This window comes from Actinomycetospora chiangmaiensis DSM 45062 (genome assembly GCF_000379625.1).
GTDB classification, from domain to species: Bacteria; Actinomycetota; Actinomycetes; order Mycobacteriales; family Pseudonocardiaceae; genus Actinomycetospora; species Actinomycetospora chiangmaiensis.
Genome location: NZ_KB903224.1, coordinates 44,359 through 61,421, shown reverse-complemented (window position 1 = coordinate 61,421; position 17,063 = coordinate 44,359). Strand labels below are relative to the sequence as shown.

The following is a 17,063-nucleotide window of genomic DNA, read 5'->3' as shown; positions in this document are numbered from 1 at the left end:
TCGTCCAGTGGCGGCGACGACGCTCCGCTGTCACCAGACGGTTCCGCTGGCTGCGACGTCGCCTGGTCGATTCCGGACGAATCACCTACCGTGCGTGCCCGACGGACCATGGTGAGGGAGCGCACATGAGCCAGGTGACCGACCAGGCGTCGACCGAGGGTCATCGGTTGCCGGTACGGACGCTCGTCGCGGCAAGCATCGGCAACGCCGTCGAGTGGTTCGACTGGACGATCTACGCGACGTTCGCGGTCTACTTCTCGTCGCAGTTCTTCGACAAGTCGAACCCGACGCTCGCGCTCATCGGCACCACGTCGACCTACGCCCTCGCCTTCTTCTTCCGCCCGCTCGGCGGGGTTCTCCTCGGGCGCCTGGCCGACCTGCGGGGCCGCCGGTTCGCGATGCTGATCACGATCCTGCTGATGGCCGGCGGGTCGCTGCTGATCGCCGTGCTGCCGACCTACTCCGCCGTCGGCTGGCTCGCCCCGATCCTGCTGCTGCTCGCGCGGATCGCGCAGGGCCTCTCGCTCGGCGGCGAGGTGTCCAACGCGAGCGCGTACCTCGCCGAGATCGCGCCCCCGAACCGCCGCGGCCGTTACTCCAGCTTCTTCTACATCTCCACCGGCGTCGCGCTGCTCGCCGCGTCGCTGCTCGGTCTGCTGTTGACCTCGACGCTCTCGCGGCCGGACCTCGAGTCCTACGGCTGGCGCATCGCCTTCGTGGCCGGCGGCGTGCTCGGCCTGGTCGGGCTCTGGCTGCGCCGCACGCTCGCCGAGACCGAGCAGTTCGAGGAGAACGTCGAGAAGGCCAGGGCCACGAGGAACCCGTTGCTGCGCACCCTGACCCACTTCCCGAAGTCGGTGCTGCAGCTCTTCGGCTTCACGCTGCTCTCGACGCTCTGCTACTACACGTTCTTCAGCGCGCTGACCCCCTATGCGGTGCAGTTCCGCGGCGCCGAGGGCAGTGAGGTCTTCCTCGCGCTGTCGATCGGCACGGTCGTGTTCATCGCGCTGCAGTACCCGATGGGCGCGTGCGCCGACCGGTTCGGCCGCAAGCCGCAGATGCTGATCTGGTCGGCGGCGTTCGCGGTGCTCACGGTCCCCCTCAGCCTGCTCATCACCGACCGGCCGCCACTGCTCAACCTGATCGTCGTCTTCGCCGTCGGCCTCGGGCTGTACGCGGTGTTCTCCTCGATCGCGCCCGCGATCATGAGCGAGATCTTCCCGACGGAGCTCCGCGCCCTCGGGATCGGCGCCTGGTACAACCTGACGGTCGCGCTGTTCGGCGGCACCGCGCCGCTGCTCATCGCGGCGCTGTCCGGAGTGGGACAGCCGCAGCTGTTCTTCTGGTACGTCTCCGGCGCGGCGGTCATCGCGTTCCTGATCATCCTGACGCTGCCCGAGACGAAGGGCCGCGTGCTGGACTGAACCGGTCGACCGCGCCGCGAGGGCGACGGGGAGGCAGGTCCGGAGTCCGCGGATCCTGCGTGGTGTGACCGTCGCTCGCGGCGGGAGGGCCATCGGGCCCGATCCGCACCGACCCGACGTCGGGAAAATAGTTCCCGGCGTGCTCAGGGAGCTCTCAGTGGATCCGGGCATGCTGAGCACATGGAAGGTCTGCGGGTCGTGCTGAACCTCGTCTGGCTGGTGCTGGCCGGGGTGTGGATGGCGATCGGCTACGTCATCGCCGGCATCATCTGCTGCGTGCTGATCGTGACGATCCCGTGGGGGATCGCCTCGTTCCGCATCGCGCTGTTCGCGCTGTGGCCGTTCGGGCAGCGGCTCGAGCGCCGTCCCGACCACGGCGTCGGGTCGACGCTGGGCAACATCGTCTGGTTCGTCGTCGCGGGCTGGTGGCTCGCCCTCGGCCACGTGTTCACCGCGATCGCCCTGGCCGTGACGATCATCGGCATCCCGTTCGCCTGGGCGAACCTCAAGCTGATCCCCGTCTCGCTGACGCCGCTGGGACGCCGCATCGTCGACGTGGACGACCCGCGGACCTTCGGGGTGGGGCCGTCGCCGGCCACCACCCCGCCGCCGGGCATCCGCGGCGGCGAGGTGCCCTGGTACGGCCGCTAGTCGGCGTCGACCTCCGGCACGGGCGGCCCGAGGAGGTCGTCGGCGTCGACGATCCGGTAGGCGTACCCCTGCTCGGCGAGGAAGCGCTGGCGGTGGGCTGCGTAGTCGGCGTCCACCGAGTCGCGCGAGACGACCGAGTAGAAGTGCGCCTGCCGACCGTCGGCCTTCGGACGCAGCAGGCGGCCGAGTCGCTGGGCCTCCTCCTGCCGTGACCCGAAGGTCCCCGAGATCTGCACGGCGACCGAGGCCTCGGGCAGGTCGATGGAGAAGTTCGCGACCTTCGACACGACGAGCCGCGGCAGCTCACCGCGTCGGAAGGCGTCGAAGAGCTTCTCCCGCTCCTTGTTCGACGTCGAGCCCTGGATGACCGGGCAGTCGAGCGCCTCGCCCATCTCCTCGAGCTGGTCGATGTAGGCGCCGATGACGAGGGCCGGCTCGTCGGGGTGCTTGTCCAGGATGGAGCGCACCACCGGGATCTTCGTCCGGGCGCAGGCGCACATCCGGTACCGCTCGTCGGCCTCGCTCGTGGCGTAGATGATCCGCTCGTTGTCGGTCATCGTCACGCGGACCTCGACGCAGTCCGCCGGGGCGACCCAGCCCTGGGCCTCGATGTCCTTCCACGGCGCGTCGTAGCGCTTCGGGCCGATGAGGGAGAAGACGTCACCCTCGCGGTTGTCCTCGCGGACGAGGGTGGCGGTGAGGCCGAGGCGACGGCGGGACTGCAGGTCGGAGGTCATCCGGAAGACGGGTGCGGGCAGCAGGTGCACCTCGTCGTAGATGATCAGCCCCCAGTCCTTGGAGTCGAAGAGCTCGAGCGCGCGGTGCACGCCCTTGGTCTTGCGCGTCATCACCTGGTAGGTGGCGATGGTGACCGGGCGGATCTCCTTGCGCTCCCCGGAGTACTCGCCGATCTCGTCCTCGGTGAGCGACGTGCGTGCGACGAGCTCGCGCTTCCACTGCCGACCGGCGACGGTGTTCGTCACCAGGATCAGCGTCGTCGCCTTCGCCTTCGCCATGGCGGCCGCGCCGACCAGGGTCTTGCCGGCGCCGCAGGGCAGGACGACGACGCCGGAGCCACCCGCCCAGAAGCCCTCGACGGCCTCCGCCTGGTAGTCCCGCAGCTCCCAGTCGTCCTCGGCGAGCTCGATCGGGTGCGCCTCGCCGTCGACGTAGCCCGCGAGGTCCTCGGCGGGCCAGCCGACCTTCAGCAGCATCTGCTTGAGCAGGCCGCGCTGCGACGGGTGCACGATCACCGTGTCGTCGTCGATCTGCTCGCCCAGGAGCGGGGAGATCTTCTTGTTGCGCTTCACCTCCGCGAGCACGGCGCGGTCGAACGAGACCATGACGAGGCCGTGCGCGGGGTGGTTGGTGAGCTGCAGCCGGCCGTAGCGCCCCATGGTCTCGACGACGTCCATGAGGAGGTTCTGCGGCACGGCGAAGCGGGAGTGGCTGACGAGGGCGTCGACGACCTGCTCGGCGTCGTGGCCCGCCGCCCGGGCGTTCCACAGGGCGAGCGGCGTGACGCGGTAGGTGTGCACGTGCTCCGGCGCGCGCTCGAGCTCGGCGAACGGTGCGATCGCGGTCCGGGCCGCGGCGGCGCTCTCGTGGTCGACCTCGAGCAGCAGCGTCTTGTCGGACTGGACGATCAGCGGTCCGGTCCCGGGGGTGCTCACGCGTCCGGCCTCCAGGGGTCTCGCGGGGGTTTCTCGACGACGGGGAGTCCCTCGCCATTGTCCTCTCAACGCCACGGCGGTCCCGGGCCGTCCCGTCCGGGCCCGTGACCTGCCACATCCCGTGATCGTCGCCGCTCGGAGGGGGTGCGACGAGAACGGGGAGATGATCTCGTCAGGGGGTCGGTCTACACTCCGGCATCACCGAAGCTGCTCCGAGGAGTGACCCACCACCCGACGGGGCCGTCACGAGCCGACACCACGTGCCCGTGCACGGCCGATCTGCCCACTGCCCCGCGTCGGGGCGCACCGTCCCGCCCCCGGCGGGGCCCGGTGACCGCTCCGACCTCGACGTGACGGACCGACCATGCGACCGACTGCCGCGCTCCGTGCACTGCTCGTGCACGGGTGCTCGCCGATCGGGGTGACCGCGTCACCCCCGGCGGGTCGTCCTGGCCGATCCGTCGGCAGTGTAGCCCATGAACAACTACACAGGGTGCAGCAGGCGTCCGTTCGAGGGGGCGTGTCCGTGACAGGCGACCGACCGACCGGTGCAAGGGGAAGGACCAGCACGTGACCGCTCCCGTCCGTCGAACCGACGCGCGAGGCGAGGCTCGTGGCGGTGTCGCCGACCCGCAGGCCCGTCCGCCCCTCGGGGAGCGGCTCGCCCTGCGCAACTGGAGCCTGCCGGTCAAGCTCGCCGCGGTCCTCCTCGTCCCCACCCTGTTCGTCATCACCCTCGGGGTGCTGCGCATCGCGGAGCAGACCGAGAAGGCCCGGTCCTACGACGGCGTGCAGCAGGCCGTCGCGCTCGAGAGCAACAACGCGAAGCTCCTCGCCGCGCTCGACGCCGAGCGTCGCGCGGCCGCCGTCCTCCTGGCGACCAACCGCGCCGGCGGGTTCGGTCCGGTGCAGGAGGCGGCCGACGCGACCAACGACCAGCTCGGCCGGCTGCGCAGCGCCTACACGTCGGCCGACTCGGTCGACGGCCAGACCCGGTCGGCCTACGGCGGCGCCTTCTCGGCCGTCGAGGGCCTCGACCGCGTGCGCGACGACGTGCGCGGTGGCGCGATCGACCCCGCGGGCGCGATCTCGCGCTACACCGACGCCACGTCGGCCGTCCTGACCTTCGACGAGTCGCTGACGCGGGAGGCGGCGGACCCGTCCATCGCGGGCCTGTCCACCGGGCTCTACGCCCTCTCGGTCGTCCGCGAGCAGGACGCCTACGTGCAGGCCGTCGTGGCGGCCGCCATCGCGGGCGGCCGGATCGACGCGCCGTCGATCGACCAGGCGCGCAACGCGACGCTGCGCCGGAGCATCGCCGTCGACGAGTTCCGCAGCGCGATCGGCACCGACAACGCGGGCCTCGCGGACGCGGTGGTCGGGGCGGCCGTGGACCAACGCGACCGGCTCGCCCAGGTCGTGCTCGGGCGGGGCAGCGCGGGGCTGCCGCCGCAGGTCTCCGCCCAGGACTGGGACACCGCCTCGTCGGCGGTGCAGCAGCAGGTCACCGGCGTGTCCGACCAGCTGCGGACCCGGCTGCAGGCCAACGCCACCTCCCTGCAGGACGGTGCCCGCAACGCGGCCGGGGTCGCGTCGGTGGTGCTGCTGCTCGCGCTGATGGCCGGCGCCGCGGTCGTCTTCTTCGTGACCCGCTCGCTGCTGCGTCCGCTGCGGCTGCTGCGCCGCACCGCGCTCGACGTGGCCGAGCGGCGGCTGCCCGACGCCGTGCGCAGTCTGCGCGAGGGCGAGGCCCCCGACACCGACGTCAGCCGGACCCCGATCGAGACCCGCGAGGAGATCGGGCAGGTCGCCCGCGCCTTCGACCAGGTGCACGAGCAGGCCGTCCGGCTCGCCGCCGAGCAGGCCGGCCTCCGCTCGGCGTACAACAGCATCTTCGTCAACCTCTCCCGCCGTTCGCAGGCCCTCGTCGAGCGCCAGCTCCGGCTCATCGAGCAGCTGGAGAACAAGGAGGAGGACCCGGAGGCCCTCGGCGACCTGTTCCAGCTCGACCACCTCGCCACGCGCATGCGGCGGAACTCCGAGAACCTCCTGGTCCTCTCGGGCACCGACCTCGCACGGCGCGGCGGGCGGCCGGTGCCGCTGGTCGACGTGCTGCGGGCCGCGGCCTCGGAGGTCGAGCAGTACCAGCGCGTCGAGCTGGCCCCGCCGCCGTCGGTCCAGCTGCTCGGCCGCACCGCCGCCGACGTCGTCCACCTCGTCGCGGAGCTGCTGGAGAACGCGACCGCCTTCTCCGCGCCCGAGACCCGCGTCGACGTGTCGGCACGGCCGGAGCCCGACGGCGCGGTCGTGCTCGAGATCGCCGACAGCGGCGTCGGGATGACCGACGAGGACCTCGCGGACGCGAACCAGCGCCTCGGGTCGCCCCCCACCGTCGACGTCTCCGCCTCCCGTCGCATGGGCCTGTTCGTGGTCGGTCGCCTGGCGATCCGCCACGGCATCGGCGTCACGCTGCGGACCCGCGAGGAGGGCGGCGTGGCCGCGGCGGTCCGCATCCCCGCGTCCGCGGTGCTGTCGGGCGCGCCCGGTTCCAGCCCCGGCGGCGGCCCCTCGACCCGCGCGCTCGGCGGCACCGGCCTCCCGGTGCGCTCGCCCGGGGCCAGCCCGCTCGGCAGCCCGGTCGGCGGCGCGCCGCGGGCGGAGACCCCGGGCATCCCGCGGCAGGAATCGCGGGAGGACGTCTCCGGTCTGCCCCGTCGCACCGCCGCCGCCCGGGGTGCCGCCGGTGCGGCAGCGGCCGGTGTCGGCGCCGCATCGTTCTTCTCACCCGCCGGTGCGCCCGAGGAGACATCGGACCCGGCTCCCACCGAGGCGCGCACCGAGACCCCCGTCGAGTCCGCGGCGGCGCCCGCGGGCCCGCGCCCGGCCGACGCCGCGGTGCCCGAGCGTCGGAACGGGCTGACCGGCGCCCTCGCGGCGGCGCTCCCTCGCCGCCCGGTCCGTCCGGGCGCCGCGCCGCCGGAGGACCCGCCCTCCGCGCCGACGGTCGCGCCCGCGGCGCAGGTGTCGGCGCCGCAGACCGATGCGGCGGACATCGACGACGAGGACGACGAGGACGACGACCGCGTCGCCACCGTGTGGGCCGGCGGTGACGACGACGGCGTCTCCGTCTGGAGCCAGGGCGCGCCCGCCGTCGAGGAGCGCCGGACGCCCGGGGTGCCGGAGCGTCCCGTGGCCGCGCACGCGTGGCGCGGCCCGGACGGCGCCGAGGACGAGGACGAGGCCCCGGCCGGCACCGTGGAGGAGGCCGGCCCGCCCGGACGTCACGGGTTCCGACCGCAGCCCGGTCCCGGACCGGTCCCCGCCGCCGGGCCCTCCGCGGAGCGCACGACCCGTGACGGTCGCCCCGCGCCGCGCCCGCGGCCCACGGGCTGGTCGGACGCGCCGCAGGGCATGCCCTTCGGCCCGGGTGGACCGGCCGACCCGGCGGGTCCGCCGCTGAACCGGCCCCTCCCCCCGCGGCCGTCGCCGCAGCGACCCGCGCCGTTCCCCGGTGCGGCCGCCGGACCGGGCCCGGCGCCGTGGGGTCCGCCCCCCGACAGTGGGCCGCGGCCGCCCGGATCGGCCCCCGCGCCGCAGCCCCCGATGTGGAACGGCGCCGAGGTGGTGCCGCCGCCCGGGCCCACGGCGTCCGAGGCGCCGGAGCAGGACGTCGAGACGACCGGCACGGACCACGCCGAGTCCGTCGCGGCGCCCGTGGTGGAACCGACCGCTCCGCACGCCGCGGCGCACGTCGCCCCGCCGGACGCCGAGCCGGAGCCGAAGCCAGAGCCCGAGCCCGAGGACGTGGCGCCGGCTGAGGCCGTCGTCGTTGAGGACCCGGCCGAGCGGGCCGCCGACGAGCCGGCCGCCACCGCGTCGGAGCCGTCCGCTCCGGACGAGGCTGCCGGCGACGGGCTTCCGTCCCGCCCGAGCCGCCGGTCCCTGCGACCGATGGCGCAGCGTCGCCGGCCCGAGGGCGAGCCGCTGCTGCGGCCCGGCCTGGCGCCCCGGTTGCGGCCACGTCCGGCCGACGAGCAGGCGGAGGGCGAGGAGGCCCCGGCGGCCTCCGCCGAGGAGCTGTTCGCCCCGGGCGACGACACGGCGTCGCCCGGCGCCCCGGCGCCGGTCGTCGCCACGAACGGCGTGCCGACCCACGGCGTGCCCGCCCACGGCGTGCCCGCGCACGGTGCTCACGCCGACGGGGATCACGCCGACGGGGCTCACGGTGTGGACGCCGACGACCCGGACGTCGACGGCACGGCGCCCGAGGACGTCGCCCCGAACGGCGCGCCTGCCACCGGGGCGCACGCCATCGGCACGTACACCGACAGCGCCCCCACCGACGGTGCGGCCACGAACGGTGCGGCCACGAACGGTGCGGCCGCGAACGGTGCGGCCACGAACGGCACGTACACCAACGGCGCCGTCACCAACGGCACGTACACGAACGGCGTCGCCACCAACGGGTCGGCCACGAACGGCACCGGACCCCGCCCCGTCCGGTCGACGCCCGAGGGGCTGCCGCGGCGTCCGGCGGCGGTGCTGCCCAACCGGGAGCGCACGCCGATCTTCGACGAGGTCGCCTCGGTGTGGTTCCGCGAGGCGGAGCCGAACGCGCCCGACACGGTCGACCCGGAGTGGTCGGACGCCGGACGTCCCGGGTTCGACGCGGGGGCGCCGTCCCTGACGACGGTCGACGCCGGGACCACCGAGTCCGGGCTGCCCCGTCGTCGGCCCCGGGCGCAGCTCGTGCCCGGCAGCGCCCGGCCGTCCGCTCCGAGCGTCCCCGGGGCCGCCCCGGAGGCCCCGCGGCGCAACGCCGAGGCGGTGCGCGGACGGCTCGCCAGTTATCAGCGCGGTGTCGCGGACGGGCGTTCGACCCGGCCCGGCCCGTACCCCGACGGCGGCCCCGCCGCCGACACGAACGCCATCGAGGAGGAGCAGTGACGGCACCCCAGTCGCAGCCCAGCAGGTTCGGCTGGCTGGTCTCGAACTTCGCGGAGCGGGTCCCGGGTGTGGCCCACGCCGTGGTCGTGTCCGCCGACGGGCTGCTGCTGACCGCGTCCAACCGCCTCCCGCGGGACCGGGCCGACCAGCTCGCCGCCGTGGCGTCCGGGCTGGTCAGCCTCACGCAGGGCGCGGCCCGCTGCTTCGAGGCCGGCGAGGTGGTGCAGACGGTCGTGGAGATGGAGCGCGGCATCGTGCTGCTCATGTCGATCAGCGACGGCTCCTGCCTGGCCACGCTGGCCGCGCCGAACTGCGACATCGGCCTCGTGGGCTACGAGATGACGTTGCTCGTCGACCGGGTCGGGCAGCTGCTCACCCCCGAACTGCGGGCGGAGCTGCAGGGATCGGGGTTCCGGTGAGGAGGCCGGGGGGTGAGCGGCGGTGAGTGAGGACGACTCGTACGCCGAGGTCCTCAACGGGATCACGGGGGGCGCGCCGGGACGCTCCGGCGAGCGTCGGGGGCTGTTCCGGCGCCGCCGCAGGAACGACCGGGCCGAGCAGGCCGACCAGGAGGCGGCCCGGCAGCTCGACGCGGAGGACGCCGGCGGCGCCCACCGCGGCAGCGCGACGGGGTTCCCGCCGGGTGCCGCGTGGGCCGGCTCGGTCCCCCGGCCCGGCCCGCTCTTCCCGAACGGGGACCCGGCGCTCCCGCCGACGACCCCCGGGGGCATCCAGGTCCCGGGCCGCCACCAGTTCGTGGCGCCCGACTACCCGGACGCCCCGCGTCACGGCGACGAGCCACCGGAGGCGTCGTTCGTCCGGCCCTACGCGTGGACGCGCGGCCGGACCCGTCCGGCCTACGACCTCGCCGTCGAGACACTGCTGTCGACGACGGCCCAGGGCCGCGACCCCGCCCAGGTCGTCCAGTACGAGCACCGCATGATCGCCGACCTCTGCGACCAGCCGAAGTCGGTCGCGGAGGTCGCGGCCCTGCTCCGACTGCCCCTCGGGGTGGCCCGGGTGCTGCTCGGCGACATGGCCGCGCACGGATCGATCGTGGTGCACGAGACCGCCTCGTCGACGGGTGACTCCCCGGACATGGCGTTGATGGAAAGGGTGCTGAGTGGACTACGACGGCTCTGACGAGGCGGTCCCGACGACCACGTCGGCCAAGATCGTCGTCGCCGGGGGGTTCGGGGTCGGCAAGACGACCTTCGTCGGCTCGGTCTCGGAGATCGACCCGTTGACCACCGAGGCGGTGATGACCGACGCGAGCGCCGGGGTCGACGACCTCACGGCGGTGCCGAACAAGCGCACCACCACGGTCGCGATGGACTTCGGCCGCGTCACCCTCGACGCCGACCTGATCCTCTACCTGTTCGGGACGCCGGGGCAGGACCGGTTCTGGTTCATGTGGGACGACCTCGTCCGCGGCGCCATCGGCGCGGTGGTGCTGGTCGACACCCGCCGCCTGGCCGACTGCTTCGCCGCGGTCGACTTCTTCGAGGACCGCAACCTGCCCTACGTGCTCGGCGTGAACCTCTTCGACGGCGTGCTGACCCACTCGCTCGAGGACGTGGCGGAGGCGTTGGCCATCGACCCGTCCGTCCCGGTGGTCACCGTGGATGCCCGTGACCGGGAGTCGACGAAGGAGACGCTCATCGCGCTGGTGGAGCACGCGATGCAGGTGTGGGCGGTCGGCGCGCGCGCCTGAGCCTCGGCTGACGAACGGGTCGACCGTGCGGCGAGGACGCACGAACGACCCGTTCGGGGTTCAGTTCTCGGTCAGCACGCTGACCGAGGTGATGCGGTGGAGCGCGAAGGACACCGCCGAGCCCGGCCCGGTGTCCTCCGACCCCACCGCTGCGTCGGTGCCCTCCAGCAGGCCGCCGCCGACCCGCAGCGGGCGCACCACCCGCTGGGAGGCGGTGCCCGCGGCGTCGACGTAGCCGATCCACACGGTGCGGCCGGTCCGGGCGGCATCGGCGAGCACCGCGACCGTCGCCGAGGCGGTCTGCCGGGTCGAACCCGGGACGGTGGCCGCACCCCGTGCCGCGGTGGCGGCACGGTCGCCGGCCCGCAGCTGCGCGACGAGGGCCGCGATCTGGTCGTCGGACAGGGCGGGTGCGCCGTTCCCCCCGCGGTCGGGCCGGCGCGGCGCCGTGCGGCGGCCCCGCGGGCGCAGGTCCAGCACCCCGCCGTCGGCGTCCTCCGCCACGGGGGAGAGCCCGGCGGCACGGAGCGCGTCGAGGACCTCGGCGAGCGCGGCCGTCGAGATCACCACGGTCGGGGCGAGGCGGCGCAGCCCGAGGGTTTCCGCCGTCGGCAACGCCATGACCTCGGCCAGCAGCGCCTCGTCCTCCGAGCGCAGGAACGACGCGGCCGAGCCGCCGCGCAGCCGGCCGTGGCGCCGCGCGACGTCGTCGACGAGGTAGGTCAGGCCCTGCGGCACCGGCGTCGCGGACCGCTCCGCGAACAGCGCGTGCACGTCGGCGGCGGTCCAGCCGAGGTCCAGGGCCCGGCGGATCGACGCCTCGCTGATCCGGTACACGGTCGCGCCGCCGGCCGACTCGACGTCCGCGAGCCGGTCCATCGCCGACGCCAGTTCCGGCTCCAGCCGCCCGGGGGCCACCGCGGTGAGGTCGGCCTGCAGCAGGATGTGACCGACGGGCTCCGGCATGGCCGGCCGGACCGCCGCCGCGGCGGCCGCGTCCGGGTCGTCGCCGGGCCGCCGCGGCACCTGCAGCAGCTCCCGACCCGCCGTCGTGATGGCATCCAGGGCGACGATGCCGAGCGCGGTCGCCTCGCGCACGGTCGCGCGTACCAGGTCGTCGCGCGCCCGGCCGCCGCGGCGCGGCGCCCGCCACGCCAGGGACTCGACGAGCGCGTCGACCGAGACCGGCCCCGCCCCGTCGTCGAACTCGGCGAGGCGGTGCAGCACCCGACGGCGGACCGGCGCGGCCCAGGGCCGGCGGACCTCGTCGGAGAGCGGGCCGACGAGCTTGTCCATCGTGTCGCGCTGCCCGATCGTCGAGGGCTGTCGCGGCATCTCCAGCCAGGCCCGCGCGAGGGCGACCCACTGTGTCTCCGGTGGGGAGGCGAGCCAGCGGTCGGCCGTCGTCGTCGGGCACCAGACGGCGTCGGCGTCCTCGCTCACCGCGAGCAGGGAGGCGGCGGCGAGGGTCTCGACGAGGAGGCCGGCGGCGGTCTCGTCGACGTCGAGCTGCTTGGCGAGCTTGCGCAGGTCCCGCACCCCCAGCCCGCCCGAACGCAGGACGGCGGGGGGCGCGGCGGACCAGGCGGCCAGCACGGCCTCCGCGCGCCGGACGGTCTCGAGGGCCTCGCCGGCCGCCGTGGCGTCGATCGTCGCCGGGTCCTGCGTGCGGGGGGCGGGCATCGGGTCCACGGCGACGATCGGGCCGAGGGGCCGGTCGCCGCGCAACCCGAGCCCGGCCTCGCGGGTGAGCTCCACGGTGTCGTCGTCGATCCGGCGCAGGACGCCGGCCGCGAGCAGGCGGGCGACCGGGTTGTCGTCGCCGTCCCGCGCGCGGCTGCGCCCGACCGGACCGTCGCGGTCCAGGGCGTCGACCACGGCGCGCTCGTCGGCCGGCAGGGCCGCCATCACCGCCGCCGGGTCCTCGCGGTGCAGCACCGAGTCCGACGGCGCGGGCCGGCCGAGACCGGCGGGATAGCGCCGGGCGGTGTCGCGCAGGGCGGGCACCGCGCGCACGCCGACAGGACCACTCCCGTCGTCGGGAACGTCCCAGACCAGCGCCAGCACCCGGAGCCGGTCGAGGGCGGCCCGGCCCACCTCGGGCGGGACGTCGGCGCCGAGCAGGCCGAGCACGTGCGCGGGATCGGCGGGCGACTGGTCGGCCTCGGCGACGAGCAGGGCGTCGACCAGCGCGAGGTGGAGGGCGTCGAGGTCCTCGCAGGCCCGGCCGACGGAGGTGCGCACGCCCGCGCGGGTGGCGACGACCCCGGTGTCGGCCGGCGCGGGCAGGGCCAGATCGGGGCGCGCCCGCAGGAGCGCGCCCAGGATCTCGTCGTCCTGGGCACGCAGGTGCTCGAGGAGGGTCCTGGCCATCCCTACCAGGCTAATCGGTCGTGATCGCGGAGGTGGTCCGGTCGGTGTGTCGGGCCGGGATGCGGCAGACTGGAGACCCACGGAGCGACCAGGGAGGAACCGGTGGCAGCGCAGAGCGACGGTGAGCAGACCCCGAAGGCCGTCGAGCCCCGGCAGGACCCGGGCTGGCCGCAGGTCGACGGCGGACACCCCATCACGGAGCTGATGGCGCCCACGCAGGGTGCCGCCTCCCCGTTCGGTGAGATCGAGTTCCCGCTGCCGGCCGACCAGCTCGGCTACGAGCACCCGGTCACGGAGATCAATCGCTGATGACGGTCGCCGGCCTCCTGCTCGCGGCGGGGGCCGGCCGCCGGATGGGCACGCCGAAGGCGCTCGTCGAACTCGACGGTGAGCCACTGGTGGCGCGGGCGCTGCGGGCCCTTCACGACGGCGGGTGCGCCCCGCGGGTCGTCGTGGTGGGGGCGGCCGCCGACGCCGCAGCCGCGGCCGTCCGCGCGGCCGACCCGGAGGCGCTCGTCGTCACCGCCGACGCGTGGGAGCGGGGGATGGGGGAGTCCCTGCGCGCCGGGCTCGACGTGGTCCCCGCGGACGCGGACGCCGTGCTCGTGCTCCTGGTCGACACCCCGGGCATCGGGCCCGCCGCGCTCGCCCGGGTCGCGGCCGCGGCGGCGCCCGACGGCATCGTCCGGGGGGCCTACGACGGCCGTCCGGGCCACCCCGTGGTGTTCGGACGGGACCATCTGGCCGCCGTCGCGGCCGCCGCGCACGACGATGTCGGGGCGCGGGGCTACCTTGCCGGGCGGGACGACGTGCGGGCCGTGGAGGTCGGCGACGTCGCGACCCGAGACGACGTCGACACCCCGGCCGATCTGGCCCGGCTGTCATCGGACTAGTGCGCAGGAGGGCTGAACCGTGGCGGTCCCCGGACCCGGCTATGCCATCACCGCCCGGGTGGAGGCGCCGCCGAGCGCCACCGCGGCGGGCGACCTCGCCGTGGCCGTCGGTCGCGTCGGCGGCGTGATGACGGCGTTCGACGTCGTCGAGTCGCGACCCGACTCGATCATCGTCGACATCAGCTGCAACGCCCTGTCCGAGCGGCACGCCGAGGAGATCACCGAGGCGCTGGACACGCTCGACGGCGTGCGGGTGCGCAACGTGTCCGACCGGACGTTCCTGGTGCACCTCGGCGGGAAGATCGAGGTCACGCCGAAGGTCGGGCTGCGCACCCGTGAGGACCTCTCCCGGGCCTACACGCCCGGCGTCGCGCGGGTGTGCCAGGCGATCGCCCGGCGCCCGGACGACGCGCGGCGGCTGACGATCAAGCGGAACACGGTCGCGGTGGTCACCGACGGGTCCGCCGTGCTGGGGCTCGGCAACCTCGGGGCCGCCGCCGCGATGCCGGTGATGGAGGGCAAGGCGGCGCTGTTCAAGCGCTTCGCCGGGGTCGACGCGTGGCCCGTGTGCCTCGACACGCAGGACACCGAGGAGATCATCCGTACCGTCGAGGTCCTCGCCCCGGTCTACGGCGGGATCAACCTCGAGGACATCGCCGCCCCCCGCTGCTTCGAGATCGAGGAGCGGTTGCGCGCGACCCTCGACATTCCGGTCTTCCACGACGATCAGCACGGCACTGCCGTCGTCGTGCTCGGAGCGCTGCGCAACGCGCTGCGCGTGGTGGGCAAGCGCGCGGAGGACTGCCGCATCGTCGTGTGCGGGGTGGGTGCCGCCGGGTCGGCGATCATCCGGCTGCTGCTGCCCCTGCAGCCCGCCGACCTGATCGCGGTGGACGTCGACGGGATCATCCACCGCGAGCGGCCCGGGCTGCACTCGTCGCTGCAGTGGGTCGCCGAGCAGACCAACGCCGACGGGCGGACCGGCGACGTGCACGACGCGCTGCCGGGGGCCGACGTCTTCATCGGGGTGTCGGCACCGAACCTGCTCCACGCCGAGGACGTGAAGGCGATGGCCCACGACGCCATCGTCTTCGCGCTCGCGAACCCCGATCCGGAGATCGACCCGGGCGTCGCGCAGCACCACGCGGCCGTGGTGGCCACCGGCCGGTCGGACTACCCGAACCAGATCAACAACGTGCTGGCGTTCCCCGGCATCTTCCGGGGCCTGCTCGACGCCCAGGCCCGGACCATCACGGACGCGATGCTGCTCGCGGCGTCGGCCGCGATCGCGGACGTCGTCGCGGAGCCCAATCCGCTGTTCATCGTGCCGAGCGTCTTCGACTCCACGGTGTCGCCCGCGGTGGCCTCGGCGGTCCGGAAGGTGAGCGAGGCGGAGGGCGCCGAGCTCGGGTCGGTGCAGGCGGCGCTCGACGCGGGCGCCGAGTCCGCCGAGGGCGTCACCAAGGAGGAGACATGACCGGCCCCGGCGGCCTCACGCACGTCGACGAGACGGGCGCGGCGCGCATGGTCGACGTCGGCGACAAGGAGGTCACCCGACGGGTGGCCACGGCGAGCGGGACGCTGCGCACCACCGCGGAGGTGTGCGCGGCCCTGCGCGACGGCACGGTGCCCAAGGGCGACGCGCTGGCCACGGCGCGCATCGCCGGGATCATGGGTGCCAAGCGGACGCCCGACCTGATCCCGCTCTGCCACCCGATCCCGCTGGCCGGCGTGACGGTGGATCTCGAGGTCGGCGCGTCGGAGGTCCACGTGACCGCGACCGCCCGGAGCGCCGACCGCACCGGGGTGGAGATGGAGGCCCTGACCGCGGTGTCGGTCGCGGGTCTCGCGCTGCACGACATGGTCAAGGCGCTCGACCCGGCCGCGACCATGGACGGGGTGCGGCTCGAGCGCAAGGAAGGCGGACGCTCCGGCGTCTGGACGAGGCCGGAGGGGCGATGAGGCGAGCGCAGCGACGGGGTGGCAGGCCGTGAACGAGCCGTTGCGGCGGGCGCGGGTGATCACGGCGTCGAACCGGGCGTCGGCCGGGGTGTACGAGGACCGGGGCGGGCCGGTGATCGTCGACTGGCTGCGCGAGCGCGGGTGGACCGCGGACGATCCCCAGGTCGTCCCCGACGGCGAGCCCGTCGCGGAGGCGCTGCGCGCGGCGGTCGCGGAGCGGGTGCAGGTGGTCCTGACGACGGGTGGCACCGGCATCTCCCCGACCGACGGCACGCCCGAGGCCACCCGGTCCGTGCTCGACTACGAGGTGCCGGGGATCGCCGACGCGGTGCGCAGGGCCGGCGCCGAGAAGGTGCCGACCAGCATGTTGTCCCGCGGCGTCGCCGGCGTCGCGGGGCGCACACTGGTGGTGAACCTGCCCGGCTCTCCGGGCGGGGTGCGCGACGGACTGTCCGTGCTCGAGCCGGTGCTCGACCACGCCGTCGACCAGATCCAGGGAGGGGACCACCCGTGAGTGCACCGACCGGCAGAGACGCGGCGCGGCGGAGCTCGACCATCGAGCACCCCGCGGCCGTGCTGCGCGCCGCCGTGGGCGAGGAGCCGCTCGACGTGTCCGAGCACGCCGCCCTGGTGGACGGGCCGCGCAGCGGTGCGGTCGTCACGTTCTCCGGCGTGGTCCGGGACCACGACCACGGCCGCTCCGTCCGGGCGCTCGACTACGAGGGCCACCCGTCGGCGGGGTCCGTCGTGGAGAAGGTCGCGGCCGAGATCGCCGGCCGGTTCGACGGGGTCACGGCCATCGCCGTGTCGCACCGGGTCGGCCCGCTCGCGATCGGTGACGTGGCCCTCGCCTGCGCCGTCGCCGCCGAGCACCGGCGCGAGGCCTTCGACGCGTGCAGCGAGCTGGTCGACGAGGTGAAACGCCAGCTCCCGGTGTGGAAGCGCCAGGAGTTCGCCGACGGCACCGAGGAATGGGTCAACTGCCCGTAGCTCCCGGGGGTCCTGGGCCTCGCGGTGAGCCGGCAGGACGTCCGGGCGCGAGGGCGCGCCCGACGTCGTGATGTTCGGGCCCGCTGACCTGTCGCGGGCAGTTGACGTCGGCCAGCGGCCTTGTCGCGCTGATTCACTGCGACTGCGTGCCGGGTGTCGGCAGGCCGCGACAGGACGAGCCGAGCCGGCGTCGCTCCGCTGCGCTCGGCGCCGGGGGAAGACGCCCGCCCGCGAGCGTGACGTGGGGCAGCTCGGAGCGTCGGGGAGCATGCCCGGCGTGCACCTCGCTGTGAGCCCAGCAGGACGTCCGGGCCCCGAGAGCGACGTGGGGCAGCTCGGAGGGCCGGGGACCATGCCTGGTGTCCACCTCGCGGTGAGCCCAGCAGGACGTCCGGGCCCGGAGAGCGACGGGGAGCCCCCCGGACACACCGCGACC

11 protein-coding genes and 2 pseudogenes are annotated in these 17,063 nt (G+C 74.9%); 11 read left to right on the top strand and 2 right to left on the bottom strand.

Annotation, left to right across the window (positions count from 1 at the left end; genetic code table 11):
- The first annotated feature begins 125 nt into the window (after positions 1–125).
- Both A3CO_RS0111420 and A3CO_RS31595 read left to right on the top strand, forming a co-directional pair.
- A complete protein-coding gene (locus A3CO_RS0111420) occupies positions 126–1,424 on the top strand; it encodes an MFS transporter (RefSeq protein ID WP_018332378.1) in 1,299 nt (432 codons plus the stop codon).
- A gap of 189 nt (positions 1,425–1,613) precedes the next feature.
- Positions 1,614–1,982: pseudogene (locus tag A3CO_RS31595) on the top strand (YccF domain-containing protein); the annotation flags it as partial.
- Between the two features lie 89 nt (positions 1,983–2,071).
- On the opposite strand, the gene A3CO_RS0111410 reads toward A3CO_RS31595, so the two are convergent.
- A complete protein-coding gene (locus A3CO_RS0111410) occupies positions 2,072–3,748 on the bottom strand; it encodes a DNA repair helicase XPB (protein WP_018332376.1) in 1,677 nt (558 codons plus the stop codon).
- A gap of 570 nt (positions 3,749–4,318) precedes the next feature.
- Here A3CO_RS0111410 and A3CO_RS35705 point away from each other — a divergent pair.
- Genes A3CO_RS35705 through A3CO_RS0111390 form a run of 4 tightly spaced genes read left to right on the top strand, consistent with a single transcriptional unit; the run spans position 4,319 to position 10,409 of the window.
- Positions 4,319–8,695, top strand: a complete 4,377-nt coding sequence (locus A3CO_RS35705; RefSeq protein ID WP_051085921.1) for a nitrate- and nitrite sensing domain-containing protein — start codon at positions 4,319–4,321, stop codon at positions 8,693–8,695.
- Complete coding sequence (locus A3CO_RS0111400; RefSeq protein ID WP_018332375.1) at positions 8,692–9,114, top strand: roadblock/LC7 domain-containing protein; 423 nt, start codon at positions 8,692–8,694, stop codon at positions 9,112–9,114. Before A3CO_RS35705 ends, A3CO_RS0111400 begins: the two co-directional genes overlap by 4 nt.
- Positions 9,115–9,136: 22 nt before the next feature.
- Entirely contained in the window at positions 9,137–9,838 is a 702-nt protein-coding gene (locus tag A3CO_RS37490; protein WP_018332374.1) for a DUF742 domain-containing protein, read from the top strand.
- Positions 9,819–10,409 (top strand): GTP-binding protein, encoded by a 591-nt coding sequence (locus tag A3CO_RS0111390; protein ID WP_018332373.1) that lies wholly within the window; start codon positions 9,819–9,821, stop codon positions 10,407–10,409. The genes A3CO_RS37490 and A3CO_RS0111390 overlap by 20 nt, the downstream gene beginning before the upstream one ends.
- A gap of 60 nt (positions 10,410–10,469) precedes the next feature.
- Here A3CO_RS0111390 and A3CO_RS0111385 read toward each other — a convergent pair whose 3' ends face one another.
- Complete coding sequence (locus A3CO_RS0111385) at positions 10,470–12,782, bottom strand: helicase-associated domain-containing protein (RefSeq protein WP_018332372.1); 2,313 nt, start codon at positions 12,780–12,782, stop codon at positions 10,470–10,472.
- A 102-nt stretch (positions 12,783–12,884) separates the two neighbouring features.
- Here A3CO_RS0111385 and A3CO_RS0111380 point away from each other — a divergent pair, with 102 nt between their 5' ends.
- The 5 genes and pseudogenes from A3CO_RS0111380 to A3CO_RS40365 all read left to right on the top strand — a co-directional run bounded on the left by A3CO_RS0111380 (position 12,885) and on the right by A3CO_RS40365 (position 16,627).
- Positions 12,885–13,091: a hypothetical protein gene (locus tag A3CO_RS0111380; RefSeq protein WP_018332371.1), complete on the top strand. Its 207-nt coding sequence runs from the start codon at positions 12,885–12,887 to the stop codon at positions 13,089–13,091.
- The gene (locus A3CO_RS0111375; protein ID WP_018332370.1) at positions 13,091–13,675 is read left to right on the top strand and encodes a nucleotidyltransferase family protein; all 585 of its coding nucleotides are present in this window, start codon (positions 13,091–13,093) and stop codon (positions 13,673–13,675) included. The genes A3CO_RS0111380 and A3CO_RS0111375 overlap by 1 nt, the downstream gene beginning before the upstream one ends.
- A 19-nt stretch (positions 13,676–13,694) precedes the next feature.
- Positions 13,695–15,152 carry an NAD-dependent malic enzyme gene (locus A3CO_RS0111370; protein ID WP_018332369.1) on the top strand — a complete coding sequence of 486 codons (1,458 nt, stop codon included), beginning with the start codon at positions 13,695–13,697 and terminating at the stop codon, positions 15,150–15,152.
- On the top strand, positions 15,149–15,637 hold the full coding sequence (gene moaC, locus A3CO_RS0111365; protein WP_018332368.1) for a cyclic pyranopterin monophosphate synthase MoaC: 489 nt from the start codon (positions 15,149–15,151) through the stop codon (positions 15,635–15,637). The genes A3CO_RS0111370 and moaC overlap by 4 nt, the downstream gene beginning before the upstream one ends.
- 40 nt (positions 15,638–15,677) lie before the next feature.
- Positions 15,678–16,627: pseudogene (locus A3CO_RS40365) on the top strand (molybdenum cofactor biosynthesis protein MoaE).
- The last annotated feature ends 436 nt before the right edge of the window (positions 16,628–17,063 follow it).